The 14,065-nt window shown below is 64.9% G+C and carries 14 protein-coding genes; 5 read left to right on the top strand and 9 right to left on the bottom strand.

What is annotated here, in order from left to right:
- Window positions 1-57: 57 nt before the first annotated feature.
- Genes EO136_RS18340 through EO136_RS18350 form a run of 3 tightly spaced genes read right to left on the bottom strand, consistent with a single transcriptional unit; the run spans window position 58 to window position 4,519 of the window.
- Window positions 58-2,352: an LPS-assembly protein LptD gene (locus EO136_RS18340; protein WP_127145833.1), complete on the bottom strand. Its 2,295-nt coding sequence runs from the start codon at window positions 2,350-2,352 to the stop codon at window positions 58-60.
- Window positions 2,352-3,431: an LptF/LptG family permease gene (locus tag EO136_RS18345; protein WP_164730686.1), complete on the bottom strand. Its 1,080-nt coding sequence runs from the start codon at window positions 3,429-3,431 to the stop codon at window positions 2,352-2,354. Before EO136_RS18345 ends, EO136_RS18340 begins: the two co-directional genes overlap by 1 nt.
- Window positions 3,428-4,519 (bottom strand): LptF/LptG family permease, encoded by a 1,092-nt coding sequence (locus tag EO136_RS18350; RefSeq protein ID WP_127145835.1) that lies wholly within the window; start codon window positions 4,517-4,519, stop codon window positions 3,428-3,430. The genes EO136_RS18345 and EO136_RS18350 overlap by 4 nt, the downstream gene beginning before the upstream one ends.
- Window positions 4,520-4,696: 177 nt before the next feature.
- On the opposite strand from EO136_RS18350, the gene EO136_RS18355 reads away from it, so the two are divergent.
- Both EO136_RS18355 and EO136_RS18360 read left to right on the top strand, forming a co-directional pair.
- Complete coding sequence (locus tag EO136_RS18355; protein WP_127145836.1) at window positions 4,697-6,205, top strand: leucyl aminopeptidase; 1,509 nt, start codon at window positions 4,697-4,699, stop codon at window positions 6,203-6,205.
- Window positions 6,206-6,211: 6 nt separating this feature from the next.
- Window positions 6,212-6,661 (top strand): DNA polymerase III subunit chi, encoded by a 450-nt coding sequence (locus EO136_RS18360; RefSeq protein WP_127145837.1) that lies wholly within the window; start codon window positions 6,212-6,214, stop codon window positions 6,659-6,661.
- Between the two features lie 9 nt (window positions 6,662-6,670).
- Here the strand turns inward: EO136_RS18360 and EO136_RS18365 are convergent, their stop codons facing one another.
- From EO136_RS18365 to EO136_RS18385, 5 genes are all read right to left on the bottom strand, one after another.
- Entirely contained in the window at window positions 6,671-8,554 is a 1,884-nt protein-coding gene (locus EO136_RS18365) for an ABC-F family ATP-binding cassette domain-containing protein (RefSeq protein ID WP_127145838.1), read from the bottom strand.
- A gap of 179 nt (window positions 8,555-8,733) precedes the next feature.
- Window positions 8,734-10,476, bottom strand: a complete 1,743-nt coding sequence (locus EO136_RS18370; RefSeq protein WP_127145839.1) for a SulP family inorganic anion transporter — start codon at window positions 10,474-10,476, stop codon at window positions 8,734-8,736.
- Between the two features lie 5 nt (window positions 10,477-10,481).
- Window positions 10,482-10,811, bottom strand: coding sequence for a protein tyrosine phosphatase family protein (locus EO136_RS18375; protein WP_127145840.1), 330 nt, complete (start codon window positions 10,809-10,811; stop codon window positions 10,482-10,484).
- 25 nt (window positions 10,812-10,836) lie between these two features.
- Entirely contained in the window at window positions 10,837-11,277 is a 441-nt protein-coding gene (locus EO136_RS18380; protein ID WP_127145841.1) for a DUF6691 family protein, read from the bottom strand.
- Between the two features lies 1 nt (window position 11,278).
- Window positions 11,279-11,707, bottom strand: a complete 429-nt coding sequence (locus tag EO136_RS18385) for a YeeE/YedE family protein (protein ID WP_127145842.1) — start codon at window positions 11,705-11,707, stop codon at window positions 11,279-11,281.
- Between the two features lie 104 nt (window positions 11,708-11,811).
- On the opposite strand from EO136_RS18385, the gene EO136_RS18390 reads away from it, so the two are divergent.
- On the top strand, window positions 11,812-12,120 hold the full coding sequence (locus tag EO136_RS18390; RefSeq protein WP_127145843.1) for an ArsR/SmtB family transcription factor: 309 nt from the start codon (window positions 11,812-11,814) through the stop codon (window positions 12,118-12,120).
- Between the two features lie 82 nt (window positions 12,121-12,202).
- Window positions 12,203-12,625 (top strand): nucleoside-diphosphate kinase, encoded by a 423-nt coding sequence (gene ndk, locus EO136_RS18395; protein WP_127145877.1) that lies wholly within the window; start codon window positions 12,203-12,205, stop codon window positions 12,623-12,625.
- Between the two features lie 174 nt (window positions 12,626-12,799).
- On the opposite strand, the gene EO136_RS18400 is transcribed toward ndk, so the two are convergent.
- Window positions 12,800-13,069 carry a YjiS-like domain-containing protein gene (locus EO136_RS18400; protein WP_246018444.1) on the bottom strand — a complete coding sequence of 90 codons (270 nt, stop codon included), beginning with the start codon at window positions 13,067-13,069 and terminating at the stop codon, window positions 12,800-12,802.
- Between the two features lie 99 nt (window positions 13,070-13,168).
- Between EO136_RS18400 and EO136_RS18405 the strand changes: the two genes are divergently transcribed.
- Window positions 13,169-14,050 (top strand): LysR substrate-binding domain-containing protein, encoded by an 882-nt coding sequence (locus EO136_RS18405; protein WP_127145844.1) that lies wholly within the window; start codon window positions 13,169-13,171, stop codon window positions 14,048-14,050.
- The last annotated feature ends 15 nt before the right edge of the window (window positions 14,051-14,065 follow it).

Raw genomic sequence — 14,065 nt, forward strand, 5'->3', positions numbered from 1 at the left:
CTATCCGATTGAGCCCGTCCTCTAACACAATTGCGGCCAAATTCCGCAGAGTTGGTCTCAGAATTCGGATGTGGACTGGCTCTGATTGATCACATCGTATTCATCCGGCATGCGAAGCCGGAAACCGACGCTCAGGCGCAGGTCATCGGGGTCTTCATGGGTTGCCCCCGTGACAGTTGCCTGGGCGCCGAATGCAACGAAGCGGTCGTCATACTCGACGCCGGCATTGCCCGCCAGAAACGCGTTTGCCGAGACGTCCCAGGCCAGACCAGCGGTCGCCGTCCAATAGTCGGCGAAGGGCACGGAGATCCGGCCCCCGATTTCGTGGCGGTCCCGTGAGACCCCGAGATCGCCATCGGCCGCGACGAAGGCGTAATCGGCCCCGATATCGAAATAGGCCAGCGAAGCATCGGCGCGCGCCACGGCGCGCGGAACCGTCAGTGTGTCCGGGTCGACCTGAAGCGTGGCGCCAAGGCTGTAATGAGGGCCCCATCCCGCATCGACGCCCGCAACCAGATAGGAGGCGAGTTCGTCCATGCCGGTGCCCACGGTTGCCGTGCTGCCGTCATCGACATCGAACGCATTCGGGCCGGCCAGATGAAACGACTGTCCGATGACCGTGTTGATCCACATGCCATTGTCGAAGCTGGTCTGCACCGTCGCGCCGACATTGGCGACGAGCCCGGTTTCCTGGCGATCCCAGCCGGTGAAGCGATTGCGGCTGAAGACGTTGGAGGCATCGAGCAGGAACCCCTGAGAATCTTCGTTGGTCACCCCCGGTCTTGCCTCTGCCGAGCCGCGATAGACGAACTGCGCGATCGGTTCGATGACCGTTGTGGCGCCGGTCGTGCGCCCGACGAGCGGATACCGGATATCGATTGCCGCGATCGGGGTCGCCGAGAACAGCGCCTGGGAGGCCGGGGCGTTGGGGTCCGAACTGGCGCTCGAGAACGAGACAGCGTCGCCACGCAGTCCGAGATAGGGCGAGACCGCGAGACCGCCGGGGACGATGTACTGATTGGTCCAGCCCGCCTCGAAGCCAAGCTGGGCCTTGTCGCCAGCGACCCCGGCGAGGAACCCGTCGTCGATGTGGTCCTCGCTCCGGGAGAGCCCCAGAAGGCGTCCTGAAAGCTCGATGCGGCCCATGCCGTCTTCGAGCTCGATCACATGGTTGGCGCGGGCGTTGGGGTATGTAAGGGGCAGGTGGGCCCGGTCGTCCTCGAACTCTGCCCAGTCGTCGTAATCGTCCAGCGGAACGAACTGCTGGACCCTGGCCTCCGCAAAGGTATCGGGCGTGAAATACTCGGCGAAAAGTTCGTTGGTCTGCGTGCCTGACGCGATCTCGTAATCGGGCATGAATCCCGGGTCGGAAAAGGCCGTGCCCGACCACCCCAGCGTCCACTCATCGGTGGGCGTGAACTCCCCGCTTGTCTGGAGCGAACCGCGAAACCCGGTATTGCCCAGCCCTTCATAGGCGTCGGGCGAGAACTGGTAGATACCAGCCCCGGTGACGGAATAGTCCAGATCGCCCACGCGCTGCTGCCACTCGGCTTCCAGAAGAAGCCCCTGGCGCGAGAAAAGGGTGGGGGTCAGCAGCACGGTCCCGCCCGATACCTGGCGGGTGAACGGGGCAAAGCGCGCGCCGACCCCGCGCTGCTCGTCATAGGTGATGGTGGGGAAAATCAGATCGAAATCCCGGTCCAGGGTGAGCCAGGGGAGGCTGGCGATGGGAACGCCGAGAATTTCGAGAGAGGGCCGCTCGAAATAGATCGTGTTGTCCTGCTCGTCTGCCACCACGCGGACGGCCCGAACTTTCCAGCCGATCGTCTGGCCGCTGACGCCGATGCAATCGCCGCAGGGCACGTAGCTGCCGTCGGTGTAGATTCGCTGCAGGCCTTGCTGGAACTGATGCTCGGCGGCGGTAAATCGCGAGCCGTCGGGGAAGGCGACCACAAGCGCCTGCAGGAAGCCTTCGAGGAAGGAATCATCGAGCATGACGCGGTCGGCGACGTATTCGACACCTTCGGGGTCGATGAGCGCCACATTGCCGATCAGCTCTACCTCCCGGGTGTCCTGATTGTAGACGACGCGGTCGGCCCGCACGCTGTAGCCCTGATAGGCGATGCCCACGTTCCCTTGGGCAACAACCGTGTTGTTGGCCTGCTGGAAGACCATGGCGTCGGCGGCCACGGCCATGTTGTCGCCGGCCCGGTCTGGGATCTGCGTAAAAAAGCCGGGGGGCAGGATCTGCTGGGCCGATATCGCGGTGGAGGACAACAGGATGAGCCCCGTCGCGCAGGCAAGGGCCTGAGCAATCCCGGTCAGCTTCCCCCCAAGACGCGATCTTTCCATCAGATACGCCCGTCTTCCCTACGCAAGATCACAGTCAGCCCGATGACCACGGCAGCGATCGCCGGGCCCCAGGACGCTACCACGGGATCCACAACGCCCGCTGACCCGGCACGATCGGCCATTTCGATGACCATGAATACCACCAAGCCCAGCACGATGCCATTGAGGACAATCCATCCATAATGGCCTGCTCTTCGATAACCAGCCGTAAAGGCGAACGCAATGAGCAATGCGCCCGCGAGCACAATCGGCATGGCATTGAGCTTGTGGAAACGCGTCTGGGCCGCCGAACGGGCGAAGGGATCCTCTATACCCTCGTCCAGCGCCTGGAAGAGGCCGAACCATGACATATCCTCGGCGGTGCCCAGTTGCAGGGACAATTCGGCGAGGGTGCTTCCGGTGGCCAGTTCGAGCGTTTCAAAGGGCCGAGGCGAGCTATCGACGTCAAGGACCGTGCCGTCCTCGAGCCGCCAGAACCCGTCATCAAGCGTGGCGCGCTCCGCGTAGATCCGGGTTCCGGTTTCGCCGGGGGCTGTGAGCCGGAAGATCGAGACCCGGCGCAACTCGGCCCCGCCATCGCGCACCGAACGGGCGTGGAGGGCATAGCGGCCGTCGGGGCCCGACTGGCTGAACCATTGCTCCTGATTCTGCAGCCCATAGGCCCGACCCCAGCCGATCTGGGCCACATCGAGCTGCTGGTAGGCGCGGATGGCGACGCTGTCGACCACAGTCGCCATCATGGCGCCGAACAGCACCACGAGGATCAGGGGCCAGCGGATGATGCTCCAGATGGAATGGCCCGAGGCCGCGACGATGACCAACTCGCGGTGGCGTTGCAGGTCGATGAGCCCGATCAGGGCCCCCAGAAGGACCGTGACCGGCAGGCCGAGCAGGCTCCAGCGCAGGGCGCTGAGGAAGGCAACGGCGGTGGCGGTCCAGCCCCCGGCGATCTCGGCGGTCTGCTCGAAGCGGCCGACATCGAGGAACTCCACGAGAAGGATGATGCCGAAGAAGATCGCCACCACCAGCCCGATTCGGCTGGCGATGCGTAGCGATACGAGGCGTCCGACCTTGCTCACAGGCTCCTCCGGGCAAACCGCGAGGGCATGATGTCGGCGCGTACGAGGCGGCGCGCGAGGAGGGCGGTCCCGCAAAGGAGGACGATGGTGGGGGAGACCAGATGCATCATGCCGCCACCCGAAAAGGTGGCGAAGGCCTGCTCGCCGAAGGCGACCACGAGAATGACCAGCTCGACGGGGAATTTCCCGCCGGTCCGTGCCCCATGGGGAAAGCCGCACATGGCCACGGCCAGCAGGCAAATGGCGAGGGTGCGCAGGGAGTCGGCCAGCCGGTGGACGAGGACGTCTCGCGCGGCCTCGGCGTCCGATTCCCCAGCGAGGATGCGGTTCAGGAGGGCGAGGGAATCCATCTGATCGCGCCCGCCCGAGGGGGTGGCGGCCTCCATGAGGCTGGCGAGGCTGATGTGGTACTGGGCGAAGCGGATCTGGCTCAACCCTCCGCGACCCGGGCTTTCGTACTGCACCGCGCCGTCATTGAGGATAAGCTGATAGCCGGTCTCGTCCACGAAGACCCGCGCGGTATCGGCGAAATAGGTGCGCCGGGAATCGGCATTGGTAGTGTCGTCGAAAAAAAAGCCGACCAGCGTGCCATCGTTGAGCCGGTTCTCGATCGCAAAGACGAGTCCATCCCCGATCTCGGAATACCGGCCCGGCACCATGGCGCGGCCCACCACGTCCGCCGCGATTTCGGCTGACCAGGCGGTGGAAATCCTGCGTGCATTGGGCTCGACCCAGTTGGCGATCGCTGTAACCGAAATGGTGCCCGCGAGCGTGAAGAGGGCGACGGCCTGCCAGAGCGCCCGGGTGCGCTGGGCGGCGTGGATGGTGTGCAATTCGCGCGAAGCCTGCAGGCCTTTCAGGCCGCGGACGAGGCCAATGGCAAAGCAGACATAGAGTATCGAACGCGCGAAGGTCGGGGTCGTGAGTGCGCTCTGGCCCATCAGCGTGAAGAAATTCTGCCCCTGCGCCGAGACGAGGTCGAACAGCCTGAGCAGTTGCATGAGCCAGATCAGCGCGCCGCCGGCCAGGAAGATGGCCAGCGCCTGGGCAAAGAACTGACGCTGGAGATAGCGCGCGAGGCGGTCCATGCGGGGCCGGGCGTGAGTGGAAGGTGAGCCAAGGCTACCCTATCGCTCCGGGGCACGGTAGGGACGGCGCGCAACACTGCAGAACTTTTACCGGCCAATCCGCTTGCGATGGACCCTGCGCGCGTGCCTATAAAGCCGGGACGCCTGTGCCATCAGAAGCCGAGGACCAGCCCCCTTATGCCCCGCGAACTCGCCATTTCATTTGCCCAGCAGCCCCGCCGGACGTCAGCCCTTACGGTGATCTACGTAGCGGAGGATAAGTCGCCCGAGGGACGGGCGGGCGAGATCTGGGCCCGCACCGGGCTGGACTTCCAGCGTATCGCGGCTTCGGCCGGTTTCGGCGGACGGCCCGGAAACGCGCTCGACATCATCGCTCCGCAGGGGCTTGAGAGCGATCGGCTTCTCGTTCTGGGGCGCGGCGGGCAGGGGGACGCGCTGTCGGACACCGCATGGTGCGACCGGGGCGGATCGCTCTGGGCACGGATCGAGGCCACCCGGGCTGCAACGGTGACCGTTGTGCTGGACGAGCCGAAGCTGTCCGCGCGCGGAGTGGCCGAACTGGCCGCCGGCATGCGCCTGCGCCACTACCGGTTCGACAAATACCGCACGGCATCCGGCGATGCCCGGTCTGCCGGGCCCGAGACCGTCGAGGTAACGATATCGGCGGGCCGGCTCGAGGGTGTGGACGCTGCGATCGCCGACCGGGATGCGGTGGTGGAGGGGACGCTGCTGGCGCGCACGCTGGTCAACGAGCCGCCTAACGTCCTGGGGCCGGTGGAGTTCGCATCCCAGGCCAATGGGCTGGCCGATCTGGGCGTTGCCATCGAGGTTCTGACGCCCGAAGACATGGACAAGCTCGGCATGGGCGCGCTGCTGGCCGTCGCCAAGGGTTCGGAGCGGCCAGCGCGCCTCGTTGTGATGCAGTGGAACGGCGCGCGCAAGGGCGATGCGCCGGTCGCCTTCGTGGGCAAGGGCGTGGTCTTCGACACCGGGGGGATTTCGATCAAGCCGGGCGCGTCCATGCAGGACATGAAAGGCGACATGGGCGGGGCCGCTGCAGTCACCGGGTTGATGAAGGCGCTGGCGCTGCGCAAGGCGCGGGTCAATGCGGTGGGCGTGATCGGGCTGGTCGAGAACATGCCCGACGGCAAGGCCTACCGGCCCGGCGATATCCTGACCGCCATGTCGGGCAAGACCATCGAGGTAATAAACACCGACGCCGAGGGCCGCCTGGTTCTGGCCGATGCGCTCTGGTACACGCAGGATCGGTTCAAGCCGCGCGCCATGATCGACCTTGCCACCCTCACCGGGGCGATGCTCGTGGCGCTCGGGCACGATCATGCGGGCCTTTTTTCCAACGACGATACCCTCGCCGGCCAGTTGCAGGCCGCGGGGATGGCCAGCGGCGAGAAGGTCTGGCGGCTTCCCATGGGTCCTGCTTACGAAAAACTCATCGAAAGCCGCTTTGCCGACATCAAGAACGCGGGCGGGCGTCCCGCCGGGTCGATCTCCGCAGCCCAATTCCTCCAGCATTTTACCAATGGCGTGCCCTGGGGGCATATCGATATTGCAGGGACCGGATTTGGGGCGCCGAACTCGGAGATCAATACCTCCTGGAGCTCGGGATTTGGAGTGGCGCTGCTCGACAGATTCGTGCGTGAAACCTGCGAAAACCGCGAAGGATAGGGCCTTTTGACCGAGCTGCTGTTCTATCATCTCGAAACCAAGCCGCTCGAAACGGTGCTGCCCGCATTGCTCGAAAAAAGCCTTGCGCGGGGTTGGCGGGCGGTGGTCGAGGTGGGCAGCGCCGAGCGGCTCGAGGTGCTCGACAGCGCGCTCTGGACCTATTCCGACGACAGTTTCCTGCCCCATGGCATGGCGACGGGGCGGGACACCGATGCGCGCCAGCCGGTGCTGTTGACCCAGGCGACGGACAACCCCAACGGGGCGCAGATCCGGTTCTTCGTGGATCGCGCCGTGCCCCGGGAGCCGGGGGATTACGAGAGATTGGTGTTTATTTTCAACGGCCACGACCCCGATGCGGTGACCGAGGCGCGGGAGGCCTGGAAGGTGCTCAAGCCCCAGTGCGAGCTCACCTACTGGCAGCAGGACGGCGACGGGCGGTGGTCGCGCAAGGCCTGAGCCAAGCCATTATAAAGCCTTCGCTTCTTCGTAGGATTCGCTCTTTTCGAGCCAGGTATCCTCGAGCGATGCAATGTCGGATTCCAGGCGCGATTTCTCGATTCCGAGCCGGATGGCCCCATCGGGGTCGCCGGTATAGATTTCCGGGTCCGCAAGCTGGGACTCCACACGCGCAAGAGCCTTGCGCGTCGCCTCCATCTTCTGCTCGAGGATCTTGATTTCCTTGCGCAATGGGGCGAGTTCCGCGCGCCGTGCTGCGGCTTCCTGACGCTCGCGCTTGCGGTCCCCGCCGCCCGATTGGGCGGACTGGCCGGCCTGCCGATCATTGCCCTGATGTCCGGTCAACAGACGCTGATAGGTGTCCAGATCGTCCTGATAGACGCTGATCGTACCTTGATCTGCGATCCAGAGGGTGTCGCAGGTGGACTCAATTATGTGCCGATCGTGGCTGATGATGAGCACGGCGCCCTTGAAGTCGTTCAGCGCATGGATGAGAGCATCGCGGCTGTCGATGTCGAGGTGGTTGGTGGGCTCGTCGAGGATGAGCATGCCCGGTCCCGAGAAAGTGACCAGCCCCATCAGCAGCCGCGCCCTTTCGCCACCCGAAAGGTTCCTCGCTTTGGTGTCCATGCGCGAGGTCGACAGGCCCATCTGGGCGACGCGGCTGCGGCGGCGGGCCTCCGAATCGGTGGGCATCAGATCGATGATGTGCTCATAGGGCGTCTGCTCAGGCTTGAGCAGATCGAGCTGGTGCTGGGCGAAATAGGCGACCTCCAGCGTCCGTGCGCGCTCCATGCGCCCGCCCATGGGGCGCAATTCGCCGGCGATCAGCTTGGCGAAGGTCGACTTGCCGTTGCCATTGACCCCGATGAGCGCGATGCGGTCTTCGGGGTCGATCCGGTTGGAGATCCGGCTCAGGATCGGCTTTTCGTCATAGCCCACCGACACGTCGTCGAAAGCGAGCATGGGGGAGGCGGGGGATTTGCGCGGCTCGGGGAAGGTGAAGGGAGCCGAATATTCATCGAACAGCGCCTCGGGCGGGCGCAGCTTTTCAATTTTCTTGAGTCGCGACTGGGCCTGCTTGGCCTTGGTGGCCTTGTAGCGGAACTTGTCGACGAATTTCTGCATGTGCTCGATCTGGGCGAGCGTCTTCTCCCGGGCCTTGTTCTGCAGGTCCATCTGCATACGCCGGGTTTCCTCGAAGGTGTCGTAGGCGCCCTTGTAATAGGTGAGCTTGCCCCGATCGAGATGGATGATCGAATCCACGGCCTTGTTGAGCAGGTCCCGGTCGTGGCTGATCATGAAGACGGTATAGGGATAGCTGGCCAGATAGCGCTCGAGCCACAGCGTGCCTTCGAGATCGAGGTAGTTGGTGGGCTCGTCGAGCAGCAGCAGGTCGGGCTGGGAGAACAGAACGCCGGCCAGCGCGACGCGCATCCGCCAGCCGCCCGAGAGCTCGCGGCAGGGGATATTCTGGCGCTCGGGGCCAAAGCCCAGTCCCTTGAGAACCGTGCTGGCCCGCGCCTCGGCTGTGTGGGCGTCGATATCGGCCAGCCGCGTATGGATATCGGCGATACGGTGGGGATCGGTGGCGGTCTCGGCCTCGTCCAGAAGCGCGTTGCGCTCGGTGTCGGCGGCCAGAACCATTTCGAGAACGGTCATGTCGCTGGCCGGGGCTTCCTGCGCGACGGTGCCAATGCGCGCACGGCGATTGACGTCCACGGTGCCCTGTTCGGGCCCGATGGTCCCAAGGATCAGGTTGAACAGCGTGGTCTTGCCCGAACCGTTGCGGCCCACGAACCCGGTCTTGGCGCCGGTCGGAAGGGTGACGCTCGCACCCTCGAAAAGGGGACGTCCCTCAATCCTGTAATGCAAGTCGGTGATCGTCAGCATGGTCGGGCCGCGGGGTCTGGTAGAACATAAACGGGCAAGGAGCCGGGCCGCGTTCGGACAAAACGCAGATCGGCTCCGGGTGCGGATTCGGCAATTTCTGTGTACCCGGGCAGGCCAAACGGGCCCTCCGGCAAGCATGCTAGCTGATATGCGGTCAGGGCGGGCTTTGCAACCGTGGGTTAGACAGAGGCTGCCGGGCGCTTGATCACGGGGGCGCCGCTGGCCAGCGTTGAGATGGCCTGGTGCTGGGAGAGAAAGACCTGACCGGTCAGCTCATGGATGAAATGGGTGCCCTTGAGCTTGTCCATGACCGGGCCCTTGACCTCCGAGAGGTGGAAGGTGACCCCGAGGCCCGACAGCCGCTCGTTGATGGCTTCGAGGCTTTCGAGCGCAGAAAGGTCCACGATGTTGACCGCCGGGCACATGAGGATGACGTGCCTTATGCCGGGATCGTCCGAGACCAGCCCGTATATGCAGTCCTCGAGAAAGCGCGCATTGGCGAAATAAAGGCTCTCGTCGATGCGCACCGAGACGATCTCGGGATGGGTTTCCACCGCGTGCCGCTTGATGTTGCGGAAATGCTCGGTGCCCGGGACACGCCCGACGATGGCCGTGTGTGGGCGCGAAGAGCGGTAGAGGAAGATGAGCACCGACACCAGAACGCCCGCGGAGATGCCCGTTTCCACCCCGAAGACAAGCGTGGTGGCCAGCGTGACCGCGACGGCGGCGAAATCGGGACGTGAATAGCCCAGTGCCCGCTTGAAGATCGAAAGGTCGATGATCGACAGCACGGCGACGATGATGGTGGCGGCGAGGGTCGCTTTGGGCAGCAGCGAGAGATATGGCGTCAAAAGAAGCGTCGCGACGGCGATCCCGACGGCGGTGAAGGCGCCCGCGGCCGGGGTGGCGGCTCCGGCATCGAAATTGACCACCGAGCGCGCGAACCCGCCGGTGACCGGAAAGCCGCCGCCAAACGAGGCGGCGAGGTTGGAGGCGCCCAGGCCCACCAGCTCTTGATCGGGATCGATGCGCTCGCGGCGCTTTGCGGCCAGCGTCTGGGCGACCGAGACCGATTCCACGAAGCCCACGATGGAGATGATGAGCGCGGGGAAGAACAGCGCCGTCACCAGATCGATGCTGAGGCCGGGGACCGAGAGCAGGGGCAGACCCTGAGGCACGTCGCCGACCAGCGCTACCCCGCGAGCCCCCAGATTAAAGGCCCCGGCGGCGGCGATCGCGAGCAGCACGACCATGACCGGGCCGGCGCGCACCACGAGGGTGGCAAGCCTGGCGGGCAGGCGGAGCTTGATCAGGGCCGGTTTGAGGCCGGTGCGGATCCAGAACAGCAGGGCAAGTGAGACCAGGCCGACCGCCAGCGTGGGCAGATTGGTTTGCCCGATGCCGGCCACCACCGAGGTCAACAGTTCGGGCATGGCATGGCCATGGGTGGAGATGCCGAAAAGCCCGCCGATCTGGCTGGTTGCGATGATGAGCCCAGAGGCCGTGATGAACCCCGAAATGACGGGGTGGGAAAGGAAATTGGCCACGAACCCCATGCGCAGAAGGCCCATGCCGGTCAGCATCAGCCCCGAGATGAAGGCCAGCACGATTGCGGCGCTGGCATAATCCGCGGTTCCCTCCGCCGCGATGCGCCCCACCGCAGCCGCCGTCATCAACGACACCACCGCCACCGGCCCGACCGCAAGGGCGGTGGAGGTGCCAAAGACCGCATAGGCGACGAGCGGGAGGATGGACGCATAGAGCCCCATTTCCGGCGGCAGTCCGGCCAGGAGCGCATAGGCGAGCGATTGCGGCACCAGCATGATGGTGACGATCACCGCGGCCATGAGGTCGCTGCCGAACTGGGAGCGGGAATAGGTCCGTCCCCATTTGAGGACGGGAAAGAGGGAACGCAGGGACATAAGTGTTACCGGTCCAGCGTCTGGTAGAGGCTCCCGGCGCGGGCGCCCGAGCGGCAATAGCCGAGGACCGGGCCGTCACCGATCTCGGCCATGGCATCGGAAAAGCGGATGATCTGGCCTTCGGTGAGCGGGCCCGAGACGGGGATATGGAAGGCGGGGAGCCCTGCGCGTTGCGCAGCCGCCGCGATCTCTGCGAAGTCGGGCTGGCCGGCTTCCTCGCCATCGGGGCGGGCGCAGACGATGCCAATGTAACCCTGCGCCTTGAGGGCAGAGACATCCTCGGGCCGGATCTGGCCGGTGGTCGCGAAACGGTCGTCTATGGTGCGGATATCCATGGGGTGTCCTTTCGGGAAAACGGCGTCAGTTGGCCGCGGTGGCGGGGCGGACCAGCGCGGTCTGGGCGATGCGGGCCAGGACGATGCCGCCCACCATTGCGGCGACGAAGACGAAGGCGTCGGTTTCCATGAGCCCGAGCGCAGGGATGGCCCCGCCCGGGCAGAAACCGGTGATGCCCCAGCCGATGCCGAAGACCGCCGAGCCCGCCACCAGCCGCGTATCGATGGCGCGCGAGCCGGGCAGGTGGAAGCGGGTGTCGAACACCGGTGCCGGGCGCCTGAGCACGAAGCGGTAGCCGATCATGGTGACGACGAGCGCGCCGCCCATGACAAAGGCGAGGGACGGATCCCAGGTGCCGGCGATGTCGAAGAAGTTGAGGACCTTGGCCGGGTTGATCATGCCCGAAATGGCGATGCCGGTGCCAAAGACCAGCCCGATCAGGGCTGCAAGTGCGATGCGGGCCATATCAGAAGCCTCCAAGCAGGTGGCGAACCACGAAAACGGTTGCGAAGGTCGCGGCCATGAAGACCAGCGTGGCGACCAGCGAGCGCGGGGAGAAGCGGGCCAGCCCGCACACCCCGTGCCCCGAGGTGCAGCCCGAACCGAAATAAACGCCGACGCCGACAATAAGCCCGCCGATGACGAGCCAAGGCGCGGGGACGGGGCTTTCAAAGCCGATTTCGATGCCGCCCGAGGCAAGGAGCAGGGCGGGCGCGACGATGGCGCCGGCGAGGAATGCTGCGCGCCAGCTCCAATCACGGGCCAGCGGGGGGATGACGCCGGTGAGGATGCCGGTCATGCCGGCAATGCGTCCGTGAAAGGCCATGAGCAGAACGGCCGACAGCCCGATCAGGGCGCCGCCGAACAGGGATGCGAGGGGAGTGAACGCGGTCACGGGGAACAGTCCTCCTGAGGTGGTCCGGGGAAGGCTGTGCTTGCGCCGGAAAGGGTTTTGACATACCGAGGGTCTATTGCGTTCGTATATTAGAATGTTCTAATATGGTCAATATGGAAATCACGCTGCTCGAAGACAAGGCCGAAGAGGCCACACGGCTGCTCTCGGCGATGGCCAACACCAAGCGCCTGCTGATCCTGTGCAGCCTTTTGGGCGACGAGCTGAGCGTGGGGGAGTTGTCGCGCAAGGTCGACCTGCCGCAATCCCCGCTCTCCCAGCATCTGGGGCGGCTGCGGGCGCTGGGGCTGGTGAGCGCGCGCCGGCAGGGCCAGCAGGTGCTCTATGCGCTGGCCTCTCGCGAGGTCGAGCAGGTGCTAGAGACGCTTTACGGGATCTATTGCGCGCCCGATTGAGGCGCGGTGACTTGTGTCTGTCGCGCGTCGCGGCTAAAAGGCGCCACCTTCTACATCCAACACTTCAGGAATGACACGCGATATGGCCATCCAGCGCACGTTTTCGATCATCAAGCCCGACGCGACCGCTCGCAACATCACCGGCAAGATCATTTCCAAGTTCGAGGACGCCGGGCTGCGCGTCGTCGCATCCAAGCGCATCCACATGACCCGCGCGCAGGCCGAGGGCTTCTATGCGGTCCACAAGGAGCGTCCCTTCTTCGGTGAGCTGGTCGAGTTCATGATGTCCGGCCCCGTGGTCGTGCAGGTGCTCGAGGGCGAGGACGCCGTTGCCAAGAACCGCGAAGTGATGGGCGCCACCAACCCCGCCGACGCCGCTGAGGGCACGATCCGCAAGGAATTCGCCCTCTCGATCGGCGAGAACTCGGTGCACGGTTCGGACGCTCCGGAAACCGCTGCCGAAGAGATCAAGTTCTTCTTTTCCGACGACGAAATCGTCGGCTAGAGCGTTTCCAGGAAAAGTGGAAACATTTTTCCGGTTCGGAAACGCGACACATCAATGACTTGGAGCTCCTGTTCTGATTCAATCAGAACAGGAGCCCGAGACCAGACGCGGGTCATCCGCAGGACATTTTTCCAGGAAGGGCCGTCTCCCGTGGGGGGGCGGCCCTTTCGGCATTCAGCGGCAGTCAAAAAGCGAGGTCGGGTCGCGCACTATGCCGTGCCGGGCCAGTTGCTGCTCGACCTCGGCGCGCGTGAGACCGATATCCTCGAGCTGCCAGTCTTCCATCGCTGCAAGGCGCAGCGCGGTGCGGCGGGCACGGGCGCGCCAGGCCTGTAAGGCAAGGAGCTGCGCCGCAGCATGAGCAATCGACCGGCCCATGGCGCGCAGGGTCGCGACGCGGGCAACAAGGCGGCGGGTTTCGATATCGGCGTGCTCGAGGGTCATCGTCTATCTCCGTGGTAGGCTGTTGAGGGAGACGATGCCAAAGGACGACAGATTGATCTAACGAATGTTTTTTGGTAGTTGGATCGAACAATTCGATCAATGAAAGCAGCACAGATGTTCGCCCTCGATCCGGACTTCCTGCGGACCTTTATCGCGATATCGGAGACCGGCAGCTACGGCGCGGCCGGCGAGCGGGTCAACAAGACCCAGTCGACCGTCTCGGCGCAGATGCGGCGCCTCGAGGAGATCGTGGGCGTGGCGCTGTTCGAGAAGGAAGGGCGGCGCAACGTCCTGACGCCCGAGGGCCGCAAGCTGCTCGAATACGCCGCCTCCATGGTCCGGCTCAACGACGAGGCGCTCAAGGCGTTCCGGCCGCCCGAGATCAGCGGACGGGTGCGGGTGGGGGCGGTCGACGAATATGCGCAGGCCTTTCTCCCCGACGCGCTTTCGGTGTTCAACCGCACCCATTCGGCGGTGGAGGTGTGCGTGGCGACGGGGTCATCGGCACAGCTTCGGCCACTGGTCGATGCCGGGGAGATCGACGCGGCGATCATCACCTGCCAGTCGGGCAGCGAGGCGATGGAGATCATCCGGTCCGACCGCCTGCACTGGATCGGGCCGGAAAACGGCTGCGTGCACCTGGAAAAGGTGCTGCCGCTATCGGTCTGGTCGGACGGGTGTTCCTGGCGGGAGATGGGCATGGCGGCGCTGGCGCGGGGCGGGCGCGAGTGGCGGTTGACGTTTACGACCTCGAACGCCTCGCTGCTCGGACGCACGGTGCGGGACGGGCTTGGGGTGACCGTGGCGCCTGAATGGTTTCTCACCGACGGGCTGCGGGTTCTCGATGATCTCGATGCCCGCTACCCGTTGGGGCGAGCGGAAATCGGCATAAAACGCCGGCCCGGATGCGACGATCCGGCGCTCGAGGCGTTTCTCGCCCATCTGCACAACCGCATGGTCCGATCCCTTCCTGCCGCGTAAAAGCAGCACCTGACT

Source organism: Pelagibacterium montanilacus, assembly GCF_003992665.1.
Classification (GTDB): Bacteria; Pseudomonadota; Alphaproteobacteria; order Rhizobiales; family Devosiaceae; genus Pelagibacterium; species Pelagibacterium montanilacus.

Excerpts from the sequence above, each read along its gene's own strand:
- EO136_RS18340 (WP_127145833.1), bottom strand. The coding sequence starts at position 2,352 with ATGGAAAGATCGCGTCTTGGGGGGAAGCTGACCGGGATTGCTCAGGCC.
- EO136_RS18350 (WP_127145835.1), bottom strand. The coding sequence starts at position 4,519 with ATGGACCGCCTCGCGCGCTATCTCCAGCGTCAGTTCTTTGCCCAGGCG.
- EO136_RS18355 (WP_127145836.1), top strand. The coding sequence starts at position 4,697 with ATGCCCCGCGAACTCGCCATTTCATTTGCCCAGCAGCCCCGCCGGACG.
- EO136_RS18365 (WP_127145838.1), bottom strand. The coding sequence starts at position 8,554 with ATGCTGACGATCACCGACTTGCATTACAGGATTGAGGGACGTCCCCTT.
- EO136_RS18370 (WP_127145839.1), bottom strand. The coding sequence starts at position 10,476 with ATGTCCCTGCGTTCCCTCTTTCCCGTCCTCAAATGGGGACGGACCTAT.
- EO136_RS18375 (WP_127145840.1), bottom strand. The coding sequence starts at position 10,811 with ATGGATATCCGCACCATAGACGACCGTTTCGCGACCACCGGCCAGATC.
- EO136_RS18380 (WP_127145841.1), bottom strand. The coding sequence starts at position 11,277 with ATGGCCCGCATCGCACTTGCAGCCCTGATCGGGCTGGTCTTTGGCACC.
- EO136_RS18390 (WP_127145843.1), top strand. The coding sequence starts at position 11,812 with ATGGTCAATATGGAAATCACGCTGCTCGAAGACAAGGCCGAAGAGGCC.
- ndk (WP_127145877.1), top strand. The coding sequence starts at position 12,203 with ATGGCCATCCAGCGCACGTTTTCGATCATCAAGCCCGACGCGACCGCT.
- EO136_RS18400 (WP_246018444.1), bottom strand. The coding sequence starts at position 13,069 with ATGACCCTCGAGCACGCCGATATCGAAACCCGCCGCCTTGTTGCCCGC.
- EO136_RS18405 (WP_127145844.1), top strand. The coding sequence starts at position 13,169 with ATGAAAGCAGCACAGATGTTCGCCCTCGATCCGGACTTCCTGCGGACC.